Raw genomic sequence first — 21,946 nt, forward strand, 5'->3', positions numbered from 1 at the left:
GTCATCACGCTCAATTTCTTTCCAGACAAATTTATTTCCACCGATTAGCACTGCAAAATATCCTTTTTTATACTCAGATCCCAAAATACCTAAGTAATGCTGCACTTAGATAATATAGCTCTCTGGAATTTCTTCACTTTCCCATTCCTTATCGTTATAGGCCGACGTGGGACGATATACATTGATCCCGATCTTGAAGCAATTGAAAAGAAAATTTTATTAGCTGAAGAGTTCTGCCATTGCTATGCTCACCATATTTCGCAGATCAGAGCTGACAAACACATTGTTGGCAAAACAGAAGCTCAAGCAAAACGAATGTCAGCTTACCTTCTCATGCCAGCAAAGTTCATGGAAAATATTTATTTCACCGCAGCTGAAGAACCTGTAATGATTTCTGATATAGCTGATTATTTTGCTGCTACTGAGGAATTTGCCCATTTCCACCACCGGGTAGATGGATTTAGTAATGTTAAAGGTAATGTTGGAAGTATTGAGTGGTTGGAATAAAAATAAAACGACTACTGAAAACATAAAAAATTCGATTGCATGCATGAATTAGAACATGCTATACTTCATCCAAAAGTAAATACACTTTTTTAAAGAAACACATCCTCTTTCCTATTGAAAAAATAGAAAAGGAAGCTAATAGATTTGCAGTTGAACTTTTGTTCCTCAATGATAAATTAGAAGAATATTGAGGCACTAATATATTGATATATAAAATTTATGGAATTCTAAAGAATCATTATTCCCTAAATTTTTTTAATATATATCTAGTACTATTTACATTAGCCAAACTACTCACGTTATTTATTACGTGTTTTTATTTTAGGTGTTACTGGGTTATTAGCCCATTTATACATAAATTTTATATTTGAGTAATTTTATTTGAATGGAGGAATGAAATTGAGCTTCTTGAAAAAATTATTGGGACAAGACAACCTGTCTCCTGAAGAAAAAGAAGAAAAAAAGCAAACCGAAATACAATTAATGGAGAAGTATTTTGGAAAAAGCACTGGTTTTTTTAATAAGTTGAACCTGTCTCTTTATAGAACAACGATTCAATATTTTGAAGACTTTGTAATCAATACTGATGAAAAAGTCTTATCCGCTATTCTAGCTGAATATGACACACATGATACAGCTGAAGATATAAAAGGTATGCTTATTGCTACTAGTCAACGTCTAGTTTTTGTAACAAATAATCTTGAACATGGTAAAATAACTGAAATTTTTGAGTATCATAAAATAAGCCGTCTGGCATTAGCTCCAGATGAATTAGGCCAAAAAGAATTTTTAATATATTATGGCGATGCTCGTAAAAAATTTGATGATATTCTTAATGATGACCACTTTAAGAACTTTTTACAGATCGTTCGTAAAAAGATACAGGAAGCTAGAGCGAACAAAACATCATCCCAGTTCTAATACCGGTGCTTCAAAGAAAGATGATAAATATGGAAAATTGGCCCAATTAGGAAATTTACGTGATCAAGGGGTCTTAACAGAAGAAGAATTTCAGCAAGAAAAACTAAAGATATTAAATTCTTAGAGGTGCAATAATTTGAAGATTATTAAATGGATTTTAATTATTCTAGCTTTCTTAATTATACTTTCAAGCTTAATTATAACTCCCCTTGCATGGATTGGGTTATTAATATTTGGATTTGGAGTATATCAATCAGTTCAAAAAGATAAAGGAAAAGGGAAATTCTCAAAACCTGGATTAATAGTTGCATTAGGATTCGTATTTAGCTTCATTATGGCGATGGTATTTGTTGAACCAGTGTCAGAGACATCAACTAAACTTCAAGAAGAAAAAACTAATAATGAAACTATCGAAAAAGAATTAGCTGGACAGCAAGAAAAGGAAAAACTAGAACAAGAGAAAAAAGAAAAAGAGCTAGCTGAGCAGAAGGCTGCTGCTGAATTAAAAGCTAAACAAGAAGCTGAAGCAAAGGCTAAAGCTGAAAATGAAGCTAAAAAGCAGCAAGAAGAACTTGCAACAAACTTAGGTTTAGAGACTGTAACTATTTCACGAGTTGTTGATGGTGATACTGTTGAGCTATCAGATAGAAGAAAAATTCGATTAGTCGGTGTAAACACTCCTGAATCTACAACTAGAACTGAAGAATATGGTAAAGAAGCAAGCAATTATACTACTGATAAATTAGAAGGAAAACAAGTTTGGATTCAAAAAGATGTTTCTGACACAGATCGTTATAACCGTGATTTAAGAATCATTTGGTTAGCAATCCCTTCTGATGATATGAATGAAGATGAAATTCGTTCAAAAATGTTTAATGCTGACTTAGTTATTAATGGATATGCAGAACCCTCTACTTATCCACCAGATGTAAAATACAGTGAGTATTTTGTTAAATTCGCAAGAGAAGCAAGAGAAAATAATACTGGATTATGGGCATTCGGAGAAAATGGAACAACTAAAGGTGATTTAGATACGAAAGAAACTAAATCACCTAATACAAATCCAAAACCTGCTCAACCAGCTGAAGAACCTAAGAATCAAGCTACATCTAATGCAGGATGTAACATTAAAGGAAATCAAAGTGGAATTTATCATGTACCTGGTGGAGCATATTACGAAGTTACAAAAGCAGAAGAAATGTTTTGTTCCCCAGAAGAAGCAGAAGCAGCTGGGTATAGAGCGTCAAAGAGATAAATTAAGTAAAGCCCTCTTCTCGGCTTTGTTTAAATAAAAAATTAAAAGGAGCTAATTTATTATGAAACGTGTAACAACAGCTATTTTATCATTGTCTTTAATTTTAGGAGCTTCAGTTGTCTCCCCTTCTTCTATTGATGCAGCTGCAAAGTCTTATAAAAACTGTACAGAATTAAACAAAGACTATAAAGGCGGAGTTGCTAAAGATTCAAAAGTTACAAATAAAGGTGGAAAAACAAAGAATACTCCACATGTTTCAGCCGACCTTTACAATGCAAATAAATCAAAGGATAGAGATAAAGACGGGATTGCTTGTGAGAAATAAATAATAAAGAATTAGTCCTCTTGAGGGCTTTTCTTTTAAATATCACATCGAACATATATTCCTTTAAGGAGGGTGGTGATTAATTGAATGGTCCTCTTCATTTAAAAGTTTCTCTAAAATGACTAGAGTAAGGAGTGATTAACATGGCGAGTTTCAGAAAAAGAGGAGAAAAATGGGAGTATCGAGTAAGATATATAGACCCTTCTACTGGTAAGCAAAGAGAAAAATCAAAAGGCGGATTTAGAAGTAAAAAAGATGCACAAATTAAGGCTGCTGAAATAGAAAAGCAGCTTTATTTCAACCAATATTCCGTTATTCAAAATCAGGATATAGTAGTAAAAGATTGGCTGAAAGATTGGTTAAATGAATATGGTCCACAATGCCAGCCCAGCACTCTAGAAAATCGAAAAAACTATATAAACAATCAAATTATACCTAATATAGGGCATTATCGATTAAGTAATTTAAAAAGGTTAGATTATGAGAAATTCCTAAATGAATTATTAAAAAAATATGCAAAAACTACTGTTCAAACTATCCATTCTATTTTTTCTACAGCCATTAATAAAGCCGTTGAATTAGAAATGTTAACCCATAATAAATATCAAAATATTAGTCTAAAAAAAGAAAATGAGTTTTCCGAAGAAGACAGAAATTATTTAACAAAAGAAGAAGTTACTATTTTCATGGAAGCTGCGAAAAAGTCACAGTACCACCACTATATCATCGCTCTTCTTCTTCTTAGAACCGGACTTCGAAAAGGTGAAATGCTTGCCCTTTATTGGGATGACATTGATCTGGACAATAAAACTTTATCCGTCACTAAATCTAGAAACGAATTCGGCATAAAAAAACCGAAAACAAAATCAAGTATCCGCACCATCAGTATTGATAACACACTTATAGAAGAACTCAAAAAATATAAGACTTGGCAAAAGAAAAACAAATTAAAATATGGATTAGCGTATAGAGACTCAAACTTTGTAATTACTTGCCCAAACGGAGCTGAGATGGGTACTTTCGGAGTTAAAAGAGTAATGGAATCTATTCTGAAGAAAACAAATCTACACCACATTTCCCCACACAGATTACGTCATACACACGCAATCATGCTTTTAGAAAGTGGCGTAGATATAAAAACAGTTAGTGAACGTCTTGGGCATACAACTATCAATATGACAGCTGATGTTTATCTTCATATTACGAAAAAACATGAAGAAGAAAGCATATTAAAATTAGAACGTTACTTAAATGATTAGTGGGCAAATATATTTTGGTGGGCATTTGGTGGGCAAATCAAAAACAAAGGCCCACAAACCCTGCTACATCACGCGTTTAAACATCTTCTCCATCTCATACGTCGAATAATGTACAATAATCGGTCTTCCGTGCGGACATGTAAACGGGTCCGCGGTTTTTCTTAATGTTTCAAGAAGGGCGAATATTTCATCATTGCGCAGATGGTGGTTTGCTTTAATAGATGCTTTGCAGCTCATCATAATCGCTGCTTCTTCACGGAGCTTTTTAATGTCCGCTTTTTTGTCTTGGAGTACCTGTTCGATTATATCTGTAATAATTTCTGCTTCCTCGCCTTTTGGGAACCATTGGGGATGGGATCTGACGATATAACTGTTTCTTCCGAAAGGCTCGAGGAAGATACCGATTTGGGCAAACCTTTCGATATGTTCTTCGATAATCATTGCTTCATTGCTTGCATATTCGAAGGTAAGCGGGACTAATAATTCCTGGACTTCGTCGCTTACTTGTCCGACTTTTTCACGGAAGTATTCATATTTTATTCTTTCCTGTGCCGCATGCTGGTCGATAATATACAGACCGTTCTCGTTTTGAGCGAGTATATACGTGCCATGCATTTGACCGATCGGATACAGTACTGGAACTCGTTCCTTTTCTTCTTCAAAATGCTGTTCGGCATCTTCATTTACTATTTCTGCTTGCTCTTTTTCCACAGTAATACCAAATCTGTCTATTTCCACTTCTTCCTTTGTTTCCTGAATAAAAAGAGGTTCCTCATATTCCTTTACCTCAGCAGGCGATTCTTTTGGAATATATACCGTTTCTGCCGGCGTATGTTCAAAGGTCAATATTTGCTGTTCGTCTCTTTGAACTATTTTCCCCTTTGGTGCCTGGACACTTGGGATTAATTGCTGTTTGCTGAAAACTTCTTTAATTCCAGCCGCAATTAATTCATTCAGTTCCGCTTCCTTACTTAATCTTACTTCGAGTTTTGACGGGTGGACATTGACATCTACTAAAATCGGGTCCATCGTAATTTCTAAAAACACGATCGGATAGCGGCCAATCGGCAGCAGCGTATGATACCCTTCCTGAATCGCTCTCACCAATGAATAGTTTTTTATAAACCTTCCATTAATAATAGTAGAAATATAATTTCTTGATGCCCTCGTTATTTCCGGCAGAGTAATATAGCCGTTTACTTCAAAATCCAATGACTGTAATTTGAGCGGAATCATTTTCTTTGCGATATTCATCCCGTAAATGGCCGCTAATACTTGTCTTACATCTCCGTTGCCGTTTGTTCCGAAAATTCTTTTTCCGTTATGCATAAGCCTGATCGATACTTCCGGATGGGCAAGCGCAATTCTGTTTACGATATCGGTAATATTGCCGAGCTCTGTATGAACAGTTTTCATATATTTTAGTCTGGCCGGAGTGTTAAAAAATAAATTGGACACAGTGATATCTGTACCTTGCCGGCTTGAAGTAGATCCGTGTTTCTCTATTTTCCCACCATTAATAACAAGATGTGTCCCAGCACCTTCTCCAGTGCTCGTCTTCATACTAAGTTCAGAGACAGAGGCGATACTTGGCAAAGCTTCTCCTCTGAATCCTAACGTTCTAATCCGAAATAAATCATTTTCATCTTTAATTTTACTCGTTGCATGCCGGGAAAATGCATTCAGACAGTCTTCCGCTTCGATACCGTCTCCATTATCAAGGACGCGGATTTTGCTTAAACCCGCTTCCTCAATCTCGATTTCTACGACAGTACTGTTCGCATCGATCGCATTTTCCAATAATTCTTTCACGACGGATGCAGGCCGCTCCACAACTTCCCCTGCCGCTATTTTGTTCGCAAGCTGATCATCAAGAAGAATAATCTTTCCCAATCGTATCACCCCCGTTTTTATTTCAGCTTTTTCTGTAACTGGTACAGCTCATTCATCGCATCAAGCGGTGTCATTTCAAGCAGATTAATTAATTTTAACTGCTCTAAAATAGCCTGTTCTTTTTTAGACGGCTGAGAAGCTTTTTGTTTCACTGGTTCTTCTGTGAAAAATGAAAGCTGTGCTTCAGGCTCCTTCGTTTCCTTTACAACTTCTGTTACCGGAGTCTCTTTTTTACTTTCACTCTCAAAATGATCTAAAATTTCCTTCGCTCTCGCAATAAGTACATCAGGAAGTTCCGCCAGCTCTGCAACATGTATTCCGTAACTTTTATCTGCGGCTCCTTCTTCAATTTTATGAAGGAAAACGACTTTACCGTGCTCTTCAATCGCCTGTACATGCACATTTTTCAATGTCTTTAGCTCTGCTTCCAGCACTGTCAGCTCATGATAATGCGTCGAAAATAACGTTTTTGCACCGATATGTTCATGAATATATTCGATCATTGCTTGTGCAAGCGCCATTCCGTCATATGTGGACGTTCCTCTGCCGATTTCATCGAAAAGAATTAAGCTTCTTCCTGTCGCATGGACGATCGCATTTTTCGCTTCAAGCATTTCCACCATGAATGTACTTTGTCCAGAAATTAAATCATCTGCCGCCCCGATTCTCGTGAAAATCTGATCAAAAATTGGAAGTGATGCTTCTTCTGCCGGGACAAAACAGCCAATTTGCGCCAAAATAGCAGTAAGCGCAATTTGCCTCATATATGTGCTTTTACCAGACATATTCGGTCCTGTAATAAGAAGGATATTACGGTACTCAGACATAGTACAGTCATTAGGCACATATTCCTGTGCGTCCATTACCTTTTCCACGACCGGATGTCTGCCGTCTTTTATGAACAGCTCACCCGCTTTAGAAAATGATGGCTTTGTATAATGTCTTTTCTCACTTACTGTTGCAAAACATTGAAGAACATCAAGCTCGCTTAATAATTTCGCAAGCTCTTGCAGTCTCGGAATAAATGTTTTTACTTTTTCTCTTAATTCCACGAATAGATCATATTCAAGACCAACGATTTTCTCTTCTGCTTCTAATATTAAAGACTCTTTTTCTTTTAAATCAGGTGTAACAAACCGTTCTGCATTCGTTAATGTCTGCTTCCGTTCATATTGCCCTTCTGCTAATAAATGAAGATTCGCTCTTGTCACTTCAATATAATAGCCGAACACTCTGTTGTAGCCGATTTTCAACGATTTAATTCCTGTTTTTTGCCGTTCCTGCTGTTCTAATTCAGCAATCCACTGTTTTCCGTTCCGGCTAATATAGCGGTACTCATCGAGTTTTCCACTATAGCCGTCTTTTATAATATTTCCTTCTTTAATCGTGAGCGGCGGTTCTTCTACAATTGCTTGTCCTAAAATAGATGTGAGCTCTTCACATGGGTCAAGTCTTTTTGCGATTGATTTAGAATAATCACTGTTTAATGATTCAATAAGCTCTTTAATTTCGGGAACCTGCTCTAAAGATTTTTTCAGCTGATTCAAGTCACGAGCATTTACATTGCCGAACGCAACTCTCCCTGCGAGTCTTTCTAAATCATACACTTCCTTTAAAAGTGTTCTGAAATCTTCCCGCTCGAAATAATGTCCGATAAATGTTTCCACCATATTTAAACGTTCTTCAATTTTCTTTTCACTCACTAACGGTTTATCAATCCATTGCTTTAGAAGCCTTGCACCCATCGCTGTTTTCGTTTCATCTAAAAGCCAAATGAGTGAGCCTTTCTTTCCTTTTGCACGAATCGTTTCCGTTAACTCTAAGTTTTTCTTTGAGAAAAAATCAATTTTCAGCGTCTCATCGAGTTCATAAAGCTGGACAGCTTGTAAATGGTCGAGACTCCGTTTTTGTGTACGTTTTAAATAATGGATTAGTCTTGCGACAGTTTGCTGCAAGCATTCATCCTTTATTTCTTCTATTAATATAGAAAACTCGCTCGTTATCTTTGTTTCTTCTTCGTAAGAAAATGTAACCTGACAGCGGTCTTTCAGCTGCTTCTCCCACTCCTTGGAGAAATTTTCTGAAATAACGATTTCCTTTGCACCGACAGAATAAATTTCATTTAATAAATCATGAAATGTCGGAATAAACGCAGTTAAATTTTCTCCTGTCGTTAAATCAGTTAAAGCAAGTCCGATTCTGGCATCTGAAACAGTAACAGATGCAATATAATTATTTTCTTTCTCCTCAATTGCTTTTCCGTCCATTACTGTCCCAGGCGTAATGAGCTGAACGACTTCACGTCTCACAACTCCTTTCGCCTGCTTCGGATCTTCCGTCTGTTCGCAAATCGCTACTTTATATCCTTTATCAATTAACTGTTCAATATATCCAGCAGCGGAATGATGTGGAACACCGCACATCGGAATTCTCTCTTCCGATCCCCCGTCTCTGCTCGTTAATGTAATTTCAAGCACTTGGGATGCATTAATCGCATCTTCAAAGAACATTTCATAGAAGTCCCCCAAGCGGAAAAATAAAAAGGCATCTTTATATTCTGCCTTAATCTTTAAATATTGCTGTATCATCGGCGTATATGCAGCCATCGTTAAACCTCCCAGAACAAAACAAAACTGTGATTATTATAACATATTTAAAAACTTGTTTTTCATTTCAAATCTTAAGAAGAAAAAATCGGCTTTTTCAGCCGATTTCCTCAAATCATTTATCCCAAGCCTTAACGAGCAGTAAGACTCCCCATAAAGGTCCGATTGGTTCAACTAACCATCAGTGGAGAATGAGGAAGACCTCCACTGATGGCAGTTTTACTTTATAAAGTATTGATTAAAATACTAGCAATGAGTACAACTGCTGCATATACATGCTTCTCCCCCTAAAAAAAGAAAAACCAGGGAGAAACGCTCCCTAGTTACTCTTCCACATCTCCAACTAAAAACTCCGGATCTAAATCTTCAAATTCATCATCTAATTCTTCTTCCCATTCTTCCTCTTCGCAGCCTTCGTCATTTACTTGAACACATACTTTCGTTTCACCTATCACTTCAGCAAGATGCTCACGTTCTGCTTGAACGACAATTTTATTGCCATTAGGAGAAATCGTCACTTCTAAGCAATTCGGCTGCTGAACCGCTTTACAAATCACTTCATGTTCGTCATCTAAGAAATTTTCATCTTTATATCTTAATTTCACAACATCGACATATGAGACAGATTCTGTCACAACTTCCGTTTTCGTATTGTCCTTATACGAATACCAGACGTTAATATCATAAGTACCTTCTATTTCCACCGTTTTTCCAACTTTATGTGCATCATACTGATGATTTATAATCCAGCCGCCTAAAATGCTCGTTGGTCTTTGTGATGGCGAAACTGTATGTGTACTTTGAGTAAACTTACGACCTTTCGCCACCACTGCTTTTGTAATAATTTCTCTATATTTAGACATCCTGGCATACCCTCCTCGAATCAATCTCATTAAATCCTATGCGGAAACAATAATGAATGTGCCTAGTAATTTTGAAATTGACGATAATTTTAAAAATGAATCCGTACAATTCATTGTATGCGGGAGGGTAAAATTATTTGCCTAATAGTTAGAAAAACAGTTTTTTCTTACCTTATAAGAATCTTCTGTTGAATAATAATAATCAACTTTTCAAAGAATAACCTAGTGTAGAATTATTTTTTTTGGAGGCATTAAAATTATGGCAGAAAAACTCCCTAAACTCACTTCAGCAGAAATTGCATCGATTTGGACTGCTTATGTGAATGACAGTATGTCAAAATGTATTTTAGGTTATTTTTTAAAAGATATAGAAGATGATGAAATCCGTCCTATTGTCCAATATGCTTATGATATTTCATCTGCTCATATAGAAAAACTTACTCATTTGTTTCAAGGAGAACAATTACCCTTGCCTATCGGATTTACTAATGAAGATGTGAACATGAATGCCCCTCGTTTATATACTGATTCATTTATGCTTGCTTATATTGGCCAAATAACGAGAGCTGGCTTACTTGCATACAGCGGTTTTATTGCTATGAGTGCAAGAAAAGACATAAGAACTTATTTCATTGAAGCACTTAAAGAAGTATCTAACTTATATGATACCGGTGCGGATGTATCTCTTTCAAAAGGATTATTTGTAAGGGCGCCTCATGTCGCTTATCCAACTACAATTGATTTTGTAGACAGCAAAAAGTATTTAAGCGGTTTTTCATTATTCAGTAAGCAAAGACCTTTAAATACAATGGAAATCGCCTACTTATATATGAATGTTCAAACGAATGTTATAGGAGCTAAATTAGCCCTTAGTTTTGCTCAAACATCACAAAGCGAAGAAATTCAAAAATGGATGTTCAGAGGAAAAGACATTTCACAAAAACATGTTGATTTATTCACTAAAACTCTAATTGATAATAATATAAATTCTCCGGTTTCATCAGATGTTTCTATAACTGATTCAACGATAGCGCCATTTTCTGACAAATTAATGTTATTTCATATGGACTTATTAAGTACACTGGGAACAGGAAACTATGCAACAGCAGCGGCTGCAAGTCAAAGAAGTGATCTCATACTAAATTACGAACGTCTATCTATTGAAATTGCTCAATATGCGAAGAGCGGTGCTGATATTATGATTCAAAATGGATGGTTAGAACAGCCTCCAGGCACGCTAGACAAAAAGCAGCTTGTAAAAGATAAAAATAGAAATAGCTAAAATAGATACCTCCGCGCAATGGATAAATGTCAAAGAAAGGATCATAGAGGTATAAAAATCAAGTAACTTTATTGTACATAAACACAACTGTCAATAATTATTTCGTTCTCTGTTTTATTATAGCTACTGAATTGTAAAAATAAAAAAGCTAATATAGGTAATCTATATTAGCTCATCGTACAATATTAACTACAGCTTCCACCTGGGGAGTTGCGAACTTTTGAACCTGTCTCTCCCTGAAGGAGATCTCCTCCAGTAGAAACGATAATTTCATTCGTTACTTTATTAGAGATCGTATGCGATACAAGCTGAAGCAGTTCATTTACTTCCACTTGTGATTGCTTAAATTCTTGAATAATCGGAATCTCATCTAATTCCGCTTCAATCTTTGCAAGCTTTTCTTCTGTTAATTTTAATGCTTCTTCTTTTCCGTAATGCTGAAAATTAACAGCCTGCTTTTGCAGTGTTTTAATGCTTGCGATTAATTCGCGAACTTTCTGGTTTTCGTTAATCTGTGCCTCTGCACGTTTGAAAAAGTCCACTTCCTCTGTTTCTGCAATCATTTGCGCAAGCTCGCGGGCTTTTGCAACGATATCGTCTTTCGTATACAATGTCGTCATTTTATTTCACCTCAACCGCTTCTTCGACCATCTCTCCATCAAGCGTCCATGTTTTTGCTTTCTTAATTTTCACTTTTACAATCTTGCCAATAACAGATTTCGGTGCTCTAAAGTTCACTAGCTTGCTTTTCTCTGTGTAACCCGCTAATACGTCAGGATTGTTTTTACTTTCTCCTTCAACGAGCACTTCCACTACTTTTCCTTCGTACTCTTTTAATTTCTGTGCTGAAGTGTCATTAACAAGCTTATTTAAACGCTGCAGGCGTTCCTTTTTCACTTCCATCGGTACATTGTCCTGCATTTTCGCAGCCGGTGTACCTTCACGTGGTGAATAAATAAATGTATAAGCACTATCAAATCCAACTTCACGATATAACGATAACGTTTCTTCAAACTGCTCATCTGTTTCATTTGGGAAACCGACAATAATATCTGTTGTTAATGACGCATTTGGCATCACTTCTTTAATTTTGCGAACTAATTCTAAATAATGCTCGCGACTATATTTACGCGCCATAAGTTTTAATACTTCTGAGCTTCCTGATTGAACCGGCAAGTGAATATGGTCAAGCAGATTCCCGCCTTTTGCCAGCACTTCAATAAGACGATCATCAAAGTCACGCGGATGGCTCGTTGTAAAACGGATTCTCGGAATATCAATTTTACGGATTTCATCCATTAAATCACCGAGACCGTATGTCATATCTTCGAAGTCTTTTCCGTACGCATTTACGTTTTGACCGAGCAGCGTAATCTCCTTATACCCTTGTGCCGCTAGATGGCGTACTTCCTGAATAATATCTTCCGGACGGCGGCTTCTTTCTTTTCCTCGAGTATAAGGCACGATACAGTACGTACAGAACTTATCACAGCCATACATAATGTTAACCCATGCTTTAATGTCGCCTTTACGCACTTTCGGAAGGTTTTCGATAACGTCCCCTTCTTTAGACCATACTTCAACGACCATTTCTTTTGAAAGATATGCTTCGTTTAAAATATTTGGAAGGCGGTGAATATTATGCGTCCCGAAAATCATATCAACGAATGGATGCACTTTTAAAATTCTGTTAACAACAGATTCTTCCTGTGACATACAGCCGCACACACCTAAAAGAAGGTCTGGACGTCCTTTTTTCAATGTTTTTAAATGACCAAGTTCACCAAACACTTTATTTTCCGCATTTTCACGAATCGCACAAGTGTTTAAAAGAATAACATCAGCATCTTCCACACCATCTGTCGGCTCATAACCAAGCGCCATGAAAATACCCGCCATTACTTCTGTGTCATGTTCGTTCATTTGACAGCCGTAAGTACGAATATAAAACTTGCGTCCTTGCCCCATACCGCGGAATTCTTCCGGAATTCCGAAATCATCATATTTCACTTCTTCTTTCCCGCGCTTCTTCGCATCTTTTAATGAAGGCGGCATGTAGACTGCTTGGAAATACTGGCTGTAATCCTTTTCGGATTTTTTGTCCGCTGGATTTACTTGTGAGCTCTCCTGTCTTTGCTTTTCATTCATAAAAAAATCTCCTTTCAAGCTGTCTTTATTTTCTAAGTTGTTTTATTTAAAATGTCTTTTTGAAAAGTTGATATACAACTTAATAGTATATAGATTATGGTAAAAGAACACAATAATTAAACGGGTTTGTTAAGAAAAACGTCAAGGACTGCCTCATCATAAGACAGTCCTTTTGATCATTTAAAATTTACTTATTTGTTATAAATCACTTTTCATTTAAGTCTCTATTAATGAAGAAATACTATTATTATTTTTTATGAACTTAAATATAAATAGGCTTTCAACATTCTAAGCTCATTGTTCCCCTATATGACGCTGGAATTTCTCGATAAACCGAAGCGGATATTCATCCGGCAGTTTACTCACTTCATCCAGTTTTGTCCAATCCTCTTCTGTAAGCGTCCATCCAGTACTTCCTATATTTTCTTCAAATTGTTCAATACTCGATGCTCCAAAAATAGGAGATGTGATTTCTTTCTTGCCCAGAAGCCAATTCAGAGCGACCTGTGCAGGAGTTTTGTTTATTTTCAGTGCAATTTCTTCGACTGCTTCCAATACTTTGAAATTTTGTTCTGTCGCTCTGTTTTCCCAACTCGACTCTCCAATTCCATTGGAAAGTCTCCCGCTTGCCGGCTTTTCATTCCTTTTATACTTTCCGGTTAAAAATCCGCCGCCAAGCGGTGCCCACGGAATAACTCCGACATTCTCTTCTTCACATAATGATAAGACTTCCCGATCCATTTCACGGTTTATTAAGCTGTACTGGGGCTGTACTGATATAAAGCGGGCATATTGATGAAAATCACTGTACGCTAAAGCTTTCATTAATTGCCATGCTAAAAAGTTAGAACAGCCTATGTATCTGACTTTGCCGGAAGTTACGAGATCATCTAATGTTCTTATTACTTCCTCTATCGGTGTTAAATTATCCCATACATGAAGCTGATATAAATCAAGATAATCAGTACCTAGTCTCTCCAGGCTTTCATCAATACCGGCTAAGACCCGCCGGCGCGAATAACCGGAATCATTAGGATACGAACCGACTCTCATCCTTACTTTGGAAGCTAATACTACTTCCTCCCGACGATCTTTAATAGCTTTTCCAACAATTCGCTCTGATTCTCCTCCAACATACACATCAGCAGTGTCAATAAAATTTCCTCCATTATGTAAAAACTGATGGATCATGCGAATGGAATCTTGTTCATTTACTTCTTTACCGAATGTCATGGCACCTAAACAAAGCTCTGATACTAATACTCCGCTTTTCCCCAATGTTTTATATTTCATTTATATCTCCTGTCGTAATTATATTTTTCCCACTTAAAAATTAATCTTTTTCTTCATTCTCGGTCCGAAAACACTAAATCCTTCCTTCTCGTAAAAATTCAAAGTCTTTTCATAATCTATGAAACTATGAAGGGGAAGATATACTTCTAAAGTATTCATCCCCTTTTCTTTGCAATACTGTTCAACAGCATAAATAAGCTGGGAGCCTATTTTCTGATTGCGGAACATCGGGTGTACATAGAGCTCTTGAATGAGCGTATAGGAACCTCCTATATAAATAGCCTCCTGAATGGAGGCAGTAATACAGCCTAAGAAAAAAGCTTCAGGAGAAACCGTTTCAGCAATAAATATGACTCCCCGTGATTGATTTTTTATCAATCTGTTACATACATCTTTCGCTGTATCCGGTAAAACTGCATCACTCCCTCCACTCAACTCTGTTATTAAAGAAGCTATCGCTTCTATAATTCGATTAATGTCTTTATCCTCTGCAGGACGAATAATCATTTCATATGAATCACACATAAAATATTTCCTTCCAAAAGAATATGCTGCTTAAAAACTTCTAAAACTTTTTTCAGTACTTCCTCTTTCTTTCCCTCTCGCTCTTTTCAAACTCTTCCTCAAGTTCTGTCAGCGTTAATTCTTCTAATCCATGGATAGAATAACCTGAATCAATTAATCTTTGAATTAAATACCGTTTTTTCTTATTGATCGCCGCTCTTAATAGTGTTGACATTCCTATCCCTCCTTAATTAATAGATGCTAAAAATTCATTTAATCTTTTCGTCAGTCCCCCATGTCCGAATCTAATAAATTTAAGCCCCTGATTCCCTAATGTAGATTGCACAAAATCTAAAAAAGCTAAAATATATAAACGCCGAAGAATGATTTCCTCAATCCCTTCATAATAAAACCAATTATCAATCGTATTAAATACTCCTTTATTAATTGAAAACCGTTCGCTGCACCATTTGAAAAAAGCTATATCAGGCAAATTAAGATATTTGCTGTTTATTATTTTCCGATTATAAGAAAATGCATGAATAGTCGCCATTTATCTTCTCCTCTCTTTAAAATTGGTATAAAAAAACTCTTAATCAAAGACGAGGTTTAATAGTAAATACCCGACTTTTAATTAAGAGCCTTGGTGGTCCAGTTGGCCATTATTTAATTATATAATATTCCTATTTGTTAACTTGGTTTTAGGTGTAAAAAAACCTTCCTTTTAAATAAAGAAAGCTTTTTTAATATGAAAGAAATTTAAAAGATGGATGAAACCTATTTGCTGATTAGTAATGTCAGCTGCTTTTCCAGTCTTTCTTCCACTTCTTTGTCTAATGAAAATTCATTATTTTCAAGACGCTCCACCTGTTGGTCGATAACATATGCACCATTTAAAATATTTGTTGCGCCTAAAGAATTTAAAACCGGCTTTATCGCATAATCGATGACGAGTAAATGTCCGAATGTGCCTCCGATTACAAGTGGTAAAATTGTTTTATTTACTAAAGCCTTTTGCGGTAATAAGTCAAGATATGTTTTTAAAACACCTGTATAAGCTGCTTTATAAACCGGTGTTAAAATAATAACTAAATCAGCGTTTTCCACCTTTTTATTTGCTTCAATAATCGCTGGGCTGTCAAATTTCGCATAAATTAAATCTTCTGCTGGAATATCACGCACATTAACAATCTCTGTATTAACATTTTTTCCCTCAAGAAAATTTAAAGCAAAAGATAAAATCCCATTTAACCGTGAATGTTCAGACGGCGTACCTATAATAATTGCCACATTAGTCATTGCTGACACTCCTTTTATTTACTGTTTACACGAGGGAGTTTTGCAGTTTTCGCTAATGAAAATCGTTTCTTTTCTGTCTTATCAATTTGTGTAATTTGACCTTCGTGTACGGTAATAATCAATGAACCGTATTCTAAGTTTTTAAGAGCAGAGACGATATAGTTTAATTTCAATTCATCAACTGTTTGCATTCTCATTCTCCTCCAATATAATGATAAATTTTTCTAATTAAATATGCAACTTTAAGCCGCTTTTGAAGCTTTCTCTACATGTTTAAATTTATTAATTGTTAAAAAGATTGCACCGATCCAAAGAATAATAATAGTGCCATAAATATAAGGATAAAGATGTTCATTTCCAACCCAAGTATGTAGCAATGTTCTTGAGTTCGTTAAAACGATAAATCCGCCGACGGAAACTCCCATTAAATGTGCCGGAATAATTCTTACGAGCCAAGCAGCGATTGGAGCTGCAATAATTCCACCAATCATAAGAGCAATTACCCACTGCCATTGAACTGCTTCCCAGCCAAGTGAAATAAAAAATCCTAATGTTGCAGAAACAGCGATTGCAAACTCACTCGTATCAACAGTACCAACTACTTTACGTGCCGTCATTCCATTTTTTGATAAAAGAACGGGTGTCGCGATAGGACCCCAGCCACCGCCTCCAGTTGCATCAAAAAATCCTGCGATAAAACCGAGTGGAATAGACTGTTTTACAGATAAACGCGTTCCTTTTTTTTCTTCACTAGGTTTATAGAGAACTAGAAAACGAATAACAACATATATACCTAATGCTAATAGAAAAATAGAAACATAAGGTTTTACTAATTCACCTGGAATATTGCTTAGGAACGTTGCTCCGATAAATGCTCCAATAGAACCTGGGATAATAAGGCGGTAAACCATCTTTTTATCCACATTTCCAAATTTAATATGTGATACACCTGAAGCAGCGGTCGTCACCACTTCTGATAAATGGACAGAAGCAGAGGCAATTGCCGGACTCATACCAAATGCAAGTAGTAAGGATGTCGATGTTACACCGTAAGCCATACCGAGTGATCCATCAATTAACTGTGCTAAAAAACCAATGAATGCAAAAATAATAAGTTTTTTCATGTCTGTTTACTCCTTTGCGACTCCTATCTGCCTCCTTCACTCAAAAAATCCATTCATAAATTCCTTTAAAGGACTTTCGGTTGTCCGATCAGCAAAACAGAATCATAAGATAATGTTATAGGGTATTCGATTAAGTTATATGTTAATCATATTAATCCGACATGTCAACTATATTTTATATGAATTCTGAAAATTTATTTTTTTTCGTTTCTCTATTTGATTACTGTATATAGCGAGATCATTGACAAATAAGCGCTATTTCCCTAGTCTCCGAAGATATATTCACGATTTGATATATAAATAGTTCCTATCAGATGAGAAGAGTCTAATTCCGGGGGAAAAGCTTGGATAAATAAAAAAGCAGTAAATCCATCAAAGGATTTGCTGCTAATATTTTTAAGCTTGGCTCGCTTTTAACGCTTGATCTAAATCAGCTAAAATATCATCAATTGACTCTGTTCCGACAGATAGACGGATAAGTCCCGGTGTTACCCCTGTAGATGCCTGCTCTTCTTCACTTAACTGCTGATGCGTCGTGCTTGCAGGATGGATAATAAGTGATTTTGAATCACCGACATTTGCTAAATGTGAGAACAGTTTAGAAGAGTGAATTACTTTCTTCCCTGCCTCTATTCCACCTTTTACTTCAAAAGTAAGGATTGCTCCCTGCCCTTTTGGTAAATATTTTTGCGCTAATTTGTAAGATGGATGGCTTTCCAGTCCAGGATAGCTTACAGACTCCACCGCTTCATGTGTTTCTAAGAACTTCGCTACTTTTAATGCATTTTCACTATGGCGCTCAAGTCGTAAATGCAATGTATCTAATCCTTGAATTAAAAGGAATGAGTTAAACGGTGATAATGCCGCACCTAAATCACGGAGCAATTGAACACGCGCTTTAATAATATAAGCAATCGGTCCTACTGCTTCTGTATAAACAAGGCCGTGATAACTTGGATCCGGAGTCGTTAAACCAGGGAATTTACCGCTTTTTGCCCAGTCAAACTTACCGCTGTCAACGATAACACCACCGATTGAGTTACCGTGTCCGCCTATAAATTTCGTTGCAGAGTGAATAACGATATCTGCACCATGTTCGATTGGACGCAGTAAATACGGACTTGGGAAAGTATTATCAACGATTAATGGGATATCATTTTCATGAGCAATTTTTGCAACTGCTTCAATGTCCAGTACATCACCTTTTGGATTACCGATCGTCTCAGCAAAAATTGCTTTCGTCTTATCAGTAATAACTGCTCTAAAGTTTTCTGGATCGCTCGGATCAGCAAATTTCACATTAATTCCGAGCTTTGGAAGAGTATGAGCAAATAAATTGTATGTTCCGCCGTAAAGGCTTGTCGCTGAAACTATTTCATCTCCAGCTTCTGCAATATTTAAAATCGAATATGTAATGGCTGCTTGTCCTGATGCAACACCAAGCGCACCTGCGCCGCCTTCTAACTCAGCAATTCTTTTCTCAAAAACATCTGTTGTCGGGTTCATAATACGTGTATAAATATTACCGAACTCTTTTAAGCCGAAAAGGTTTGCTGCATGGTCTGTATCGTTAAAAGTATAAGAAGTCGTTTGATAAATCGGCACCGCGCGGGCATTTGTCGCAGAATCAACTTCTTGTCCGCCATGCACTGCAATTGTTTCTAAATTATATTTTATTTCATTTGTCATTTTTTATTCCTCCTCTTGAAATATATTACTTTTTTATTCTATCAATAAATAATGATTTAAGTCGATTAAAAAGAAAAGACTTCCATAGTTATACACAAAACTATGGAAGTCTTCGGTAGTCCAATCGACTTCTTTTCACATTTATTTTATTAAGAAGAATTCTAATATGATTATTCCTATTTGTCAACTATGTTTAATTAAGATAACTGAATTCCCTTTTTAATAGTATTCCTCCACCTGCTAATCCCAATAATTAAAAATGATCTCCCCTATTGTATTAGGCTTCCAATAAGCGATCTCTTCCCATTCCGCACTGTTTAATTCATGTTTATTTTTCTCTTCAAGGATTCTACCAATAGGAACATTTAATGAAGCAGTATCCATCACTTGATAAAAAGGAGAAAACCGTTCAAAAAGAACCGGTATATCAACAAATTTCATATTTCCAAATTCAACAGCTGTAGCAAAAGCAAGATAAGGGTAATGTTCATTAAGCAGTATATAGAACTGCATATTAAAAATCTCTACTCTGACATTATAGAAATTCATCGGATATTGAGGGACATTAAAATCGATTACTTTCCCTCCTTTATGAGATACAAAATGAAAACATAGTTGTTTGAATTGTTTTCCATCTACTTGTGGAGGATTATTAGCTTTGGAAGAATAAAAGCCGGTTATCCCATTTGGAAGTCTCATTCTTAATTCACGCCCAGTCAAAAATATTAAAAGTATAATTATTTCGAATAGAAAATGTAATAAGCATTCTTTATCTTTAATAGAGAGAAAAGAAAAAATCCTCCTTTTAACCTGCTCCCACACCAATTAAATAGACGTTCTATTTTGCAGTTCACAAGGAACTTTAATATATGATTCTCCACACAATTTTCTACTATTATATCAGCTTTTAAATGAATACATGTGAATAACTGTCGAATTCTCTCCCACCCTCTCGACACAGAATAGTTTTAAGTTTATACTTAAAAACGATTATATGAGGCTGCTCCAAATACATTTAAATAAAAACGTCAAATAAAAAGAAAGGAGCTGGTTTTTATTTACCATCTTATAAAAAACCAACTATTTAAACTTGATCCTGAACACGCCCATGAGCGTACAATTTCAGCATTACAATTAGCTAAAAAGACTGGAACGACAGGACTGCTTCGCCAGATGTACGGATTTAGTGATAAGCGCCTTGAATCGGAAGTTTTAGGAATAAAGTTTCCGAATCCGGTCGGTCTCGCAGCAGGCTTTGACAAAAATGCGGAAGTTTACCGTCCTCTTGCAGCACTTGGCTTCGGCTTCATTGAAGTAGGAACAATGACTCCAGTTGCACAGCCAGGTAACGACAAGCCCCGTTTATTTCGACTTGTTGATGATAAATCTATCATCAACCGCATGGGCTTTAATAACCACGGTGCTCAAACTGTTGCCGAAAATCTTGCTGATTATGCTAATGCCGGTGTACCGATTGGCGTCAATATTGGGAAGAATAAAACAACTCCAAATGAGAATGCGGCGGATGATTACGAGAAGTGCTTAGATATTTTATATCCTTACGGCCACTACTTTGTCATTAATATCAGCTCCCCAAACACACCTAACCTGCGTGATTTACAAGAAACGGAAAGCTTAGTTCAATTAATAAAGGCTATTCGAAATAAAGCGAAGGATTTAGAGCAAAAAGGCGCAAGCGAAAAACCTATTTTATTGAAAGTTGCGCCGGATATGACAGATGAACATATGCGTGATGTCGTTCAAGTAGCGGTGGCGGAAGGAATATCCGGCATTATCGCGACAAATACTACTTTATCGCGGGACGGACTTATTTCCCCTGTGCATACTAATGAAGCAGGGGGCTTGAGCGGAAGAATCTTAGCTGCCAGATCGACAGAATGGGTAAGAGAAATCTATCAGGAAGTAGGAAGCAAGGTACCGATCATAGGTGTTGGCGGAATCTTCAATGGAGACGATGCTTATGCAAAAATCCGTGCCGGTGCCAGTCTTGTACAAGTATATACTGGAATGATTTACGAAGGTCCGGGAATTGTAAAAGCAATTAATAAACGTTTAGTTCAATTAATGGAACGAGACGGATTTACGAATATTAGTCAGGTTATTGGAGTAGACCGCTAAATAGGAAACAGCCACTTTTTAAATGAAAGTGGTTGTTTTCATTTTTATTTATTAAAGTTAATCTTCCACTTTCACTACAAATTAGTATGCTTCTTCAAAGCACGAAGAGAGTAATTCATAAAATACCAACAGGAAGCAAATATATTCAATTTTTCTATTTTTCTATAAGTATTCCATGTTTTCAAGGCAGATTTCAGCTTATTGCTTGAAAGGGAATTCTCACATTTTCTATACAATGCCAACTCTTCATTTATGCCGTAAGCTGTTATTCCCTTTGCGAGAATCGAGAGCCATAAACCGTAATCTTCAGAGCAATTTCTCGCTGGAAACAGCTGAATATTTCCCGTTTTTCTCTTATCAAGCATTACGGTTAATGTTCCGATAATTGTATTTTTCAACAGATCTTTATATACGATACTCGGCGGCACATGGATTAAAGTAACTTTCCTTTCTCCTTTTTGATCCATCATTTGATACATCGTATAAGAAAAAGCAATATCACGCTCCTCCATAAAAGACAGCTGCCGTTCCAATTTATGGGGTAGCCATAAATCGTCACTGTCTAGAAATGCAAGAAAATCTCCTTTCGCCTCATTAATAGCAACGTTGCGGGCATTTGCCGGCCCCCCGTTTTGTGGCAGTTCGATTAATTTAATCCTTTTATCATTCTCCATTTCTTTTCTCACTATTTCCCTTGTATGATCAGAAGAGCAGTCATCAACAATAATCATTTCCCAATTACTGAAAGTTTGAGCCTTTACTGAATCAATCGTTTCACTAATAAATTCAGAAGCATTATATGCCGGGGTAATAATCGATACTAAGCTTTTAAACACAAA

At 36.3% G+C, this 21,946-nt stretch carries 23 protein-coding genes and 1 pseudogene; 8 read left to right on the forward strand and 16 right to left on the reverse strand.

Annotation, left to right across the window (positions count from 1 at the left end; genetic code table 11):
* Positions 1–174 (reverse strand): annotated as a pseudogene (locus tag BFA01S_RS23180) (hypothetical protein); the annotation flags it as partial.
* 39 nt (positions 175–213) lie between these two features.
* Between BFA01S_RS23180 and BFA01S_RS05725 the strand changes: the two are divergent.
* The 6 genes from BFA01S_RS05725 (at position 214) to BFA01S_RS05745 (ending at position 4,267) form a co-directional block, all read left to right on the forward strand.
* Positions 214–507 (forward strand): ImmA/IrrE family metallo-endopeptidase, encoded by a 294-nt coding sequence (locus tag BFA01S_RS05725; protein WP_328014444.1) that lies wholly within the window; start codon positions 214–216, stop codon positions 505–507.
* Between the two features lie 399 nt (positions 508–906).
* Positions 907–1,428, forward strand: coding sequence for a PH domain-containing protein (locus tag BFA01S_RS23080; RefSeq protein WP_066226825.1), 522 nt, complete (start codon positions 907–909; stop codon positions 1,426–1,428).
* Positions 1,346–1,552, forward strand: coding sequence for an SHOCT domain-containing protein (locus tag BFA01S_RS23635; RefSeq protein ID WP_218011630.1), 207 nt, complete (start codon positions 1,346–1,348; stop codon positions 1,550–1,552). The genes BFA01S_RS23080 and BFA01S_RS23635 overlap by 83 nt, the downstream gene beginning before the upstream one ends.
* Before the next feature lie 12 nt (positions 1,553–1,564).
* Positions 1,565–2,683 carry a sunset domain-containing protein gene (locus BFA01S_RS21755; protein WP_169800437.1) on the forward strand — a complete coding sequence of 373 codons (1,119 nt, stop codon included), beginning with the start codon at positions 1,565–1,567 and terminating at the stop codon, positions 2,681–2,683.
* A 61-nt stretch (positions 2,684–2,744) separates the two neighbouring features.
* Positions 2,745–3,008, forward strand: coding sequence for an excalibur calcium-binding domain-containing protein (locus tag BFA01S_RS05740; protein ID WP_066226829.1), 264 nt, complete (start codon positions 2,745–2,747; stop codon positions 3,006–3,008).
* Between the two features lie 143 nt (positions 3,009–3,151).
* A complete protein-coding gene (locus BFA01S_RS05745; protein WP_066226835.1) occupies positions 3,152–4,267 on the forward strand; it encodes a site-specific integrase in 1,116 nt (371 codons plus the stop codon).
* A gap of 63 nt (positions 4,268–4,330) precedes the next feature.
* Here BFA01S_RS05745 and mutL read toward each other — a convergent pair whose 3' ends face one another.
* The 3 genes from mutL to cotE all read right to left on the reverse strand — a co-directional run bounded on the left by mutL (position 4,331) and on the right by cotE (position 9,629).
* Positions 4,331–6,160 (reverse strand): DNA mismatch repair endonuclease MutL, encoded by a 1,830-nt coding sequence (mutL, locus tag BFA01S_RS05750; RefSeq protein ID WP_066226838.1) that lies wholly within the window; start codon positions 6,158–6,160, stop codon positions 4,331–4,333.
* Positions 6,161–6,177: 17 nt separating this feature from the next.
* Positions 6,178–8,766: a DNA mismatch repair protein MutS gene (gene mutS / locus BFA01S_RS05755; protein ID WP_066226840.1), complete on the reverse strand. Its 2,589-nt coding sequence runs from the start codon at positions 8,764–8,766 to the stop codon at positions 6,178–6,180.
* A 323-nt stretch (positions 8,767–9,089) separates the two neighbouring features.
* A complete protein-coding gene (gene cotE / locus BFA01S_RS05760) occupies positions 9,090–9,629 on the reverse strand; it encodes an outer spore coat protein CotE (protein WP_066226846.1) in 540 nt (179 codons plus the stop codon).
* Between the two features lie 259 nt (positions 9,630–9,888).
* Between cotE and BFA01S_RS05765 the strand changes: the two genes are divergently transcribed.
* Positions 9,889–10,911 carry a DUF3231 family protein gene (locus BFA01S_RS05765; RefSeq protein ID WP_066226849.1) on the forward strand — a complete coding sequence of 341 codons (1,023 nt, stop codon included), beginning with the start codon at positions 9,889–9,891 and terminating at the stop codon, positions 10,909–10,911.
* Between the two features lie 185 nt (positions 10,912–11,096).
* Here the strand turns inward: BFA01S_RS05765 and BFA01S_RS05770 are convergent, their stop codons facing one another.
* The 11 genes from BFA01S_RS05770 to BFA01S_RS05810 all read right to left on the reverse strand — a co-directional run bounded on the left by BFA01S_RS05770 (position 11,097) and on the right by BFA01S_RS05810 (position 19,667).
* Positions 11,097–11,531, reverse strand: a complete 435-nt coding sequence (locus BFA01S_RS05770) for a YlbF/YmcA family competence regulator (RefSeq protein ID WP_066226852.1) — start codon at positions 11,529–11,531, stop codon at positions 11,097–11,099.
* A gap of 1 nt (position 11,532) precedes the next feature.
* Positions 11,533–13,059 (reverse strand): tRNA (N6-isopentenyl adenosine(37)-C2)-methylthiotransferase MiaB, encoded by a 1,527-nt coding sequence (miaB, locus tag BFA01S_RS05775; protein ID WP_066226854.1) that lies wholly within the window; start codon positions 13,057–13,059, stop codon positions 11,533–11,535.
* A gap of 294 nt (positions 13,060–13,353) precedes the next feature.
* Positions 13,354–14,352: an aldo/keto reductase gene (locus BFA01S_RS05780; RefSeq protein ID WP_066226857.1), complete on the reverse strand. Its 999-nt coding sequence runs from the start codon at positions 14,350–14,352 to the stop codon at positions 13,354–13,356.
* Between the two features lie 33 nt (positions 14,353–14,385).
* Positions 14,386–14,877 carry a GNAT family N-acetyltransferase gene (locus BFA01S_RS05785; protein WP_066226860.1) on the reverse strand — a complete coding sequence of 164 codons (492 nt, stop codon included), beginning with the start codon at positions 14,875–14,877 and terminating at the stop codon, positions 14,386–14,388.
* Positions 14,878–14,929: 52 nt separating this feature from the next.
* The gene (gene fbpA / locus BFA01S_RS22285) at positions 14,930–15,091 is read right to left on the reverse strand and encodes a Fur-regulated basic protein FbpA (RefSeq protein ID WP_156483544.1); all 162 of its coding nucleotides are present in this window, start codon (positions 15,089–15,091) and stop codon (positions 14,930–14,932) included.
* Between the two features lie 12 nt (positions 15,092–15,103).
* Positions 15,104–15,409 (reverse strand): hypothetical protein, encoded by a 306-nt coding sequence (locus BFA01S_RS05790; RefSeq protein WP_066226863.1) that lies wholly within the window; start codon positions 15,407–15,409, stop codon positions 15,104–15,106.
* A gap of 224 nt (positions 15,410–15,633) precedes the next feature.
* Positions 15,634–16,155, reverse strand: a complete 522-nt coding sequence (gene ssuE, locus BFA01S_RS05795; RefSeq protein ID WP_066226865.1) for an NADPH-dependent FMN reductase — start codon at positions 16,153–16,155, stop codon at positions 15,634–15,636.
* A gap of 14 nt (positions 16,156–16,169) precedes the next feature.
* Positions 16,170–16,346 (reverse strand): YezD family protein, encoded by a 177-nt coding sequence (locus BFA01S_RS21760; protein WP_082799873.1) that lies wholly within the window; start codon positions 16,344–16,346, stop codon positions 16,170–16,172.
* A 51-nt stretch (positions 16,347–16,397) separates the two neighbouring features.
* Positions 16,398–17,279: a sulfite exporter TauE/SafE family protein gene (locus tag BFA01S_RS05800; protein ID WP_066226868.1), complete on the reverse strand. Its 882-nt coding sequence runs from the start codon at positions 17,277–17,279 to the stop codon at positions 16,398–16,400.
* A gap of 396 nt (positions 17,280–17,675) precedes the next feature.
* Positions 17,676–18,968 carry a homocysteine synthase gene (locus BFA01S_RS05805; protein WP_066226871.1) on the reverse strand — a complete coding sequence of 431 codons (1,293 nt, stop codon included), beginning with the start codon at positions 18,966–18,968 and terminating at the stop codon, positions 17,676–17,678.
* A 240-nt stretch (positions 18,969–19,208) separates the two neighbouring features.
* Positions 19,209–19,667, reverse strand: a complete 459-nt coding sequence (locus tag BFA01S_RS05810; protein ID WP_066226972.1) for a hypothetical protein — start codon at positions 19,665–19,667, stop codon at positions 19,209–19,211.
* 357 nt (positions 19,668–20,024) lie between these two features.
* Here BFA01S_RS05810 and BFA01S_RS05815 point away from each other — a divergent pair, with 357 nt between their 5' ends.
* Positions 20,025–21,107, forward strand: a complete 1,083-nt coding sequence (locus BFA01S_RS05815; protein WP_066226874.1) for a quinone-dependent dihydroorotate dehydrogenase — start codon at positions 20,025–20,027, stop codon at positions 21,105–21,107.
* A gap of 74 nt (positions 21,108–21,181) precedes the next feature.
* On the opposite strand, the gene BFA01S_RS05820 is transcribed toward BFA01S_RS05815, so the two are convergent.
* Positions 21,182–21,943: a glycosyltransferase family 2 protein gene (locus tag BFA01S_RS05820; protein ID WP_235842970.1), complete on the reverse strand. Its 762-nt coding sequence runs from the start codon at positions 21,941–21,943 to the stop codon at positions 21,182–21,184.
* Positions 21,944–21,946 lie beyond the last annotated feature (3 nt).

The organism is Metabacillus fastidiosus NBRC 101226 (genome assembly GCF_001591625.1).
GTDB lineage: Bacteria > Bacillota > Bacilli > Bacillales > Bacillaceae > Metabacillus > Metabacillus fastidiosus.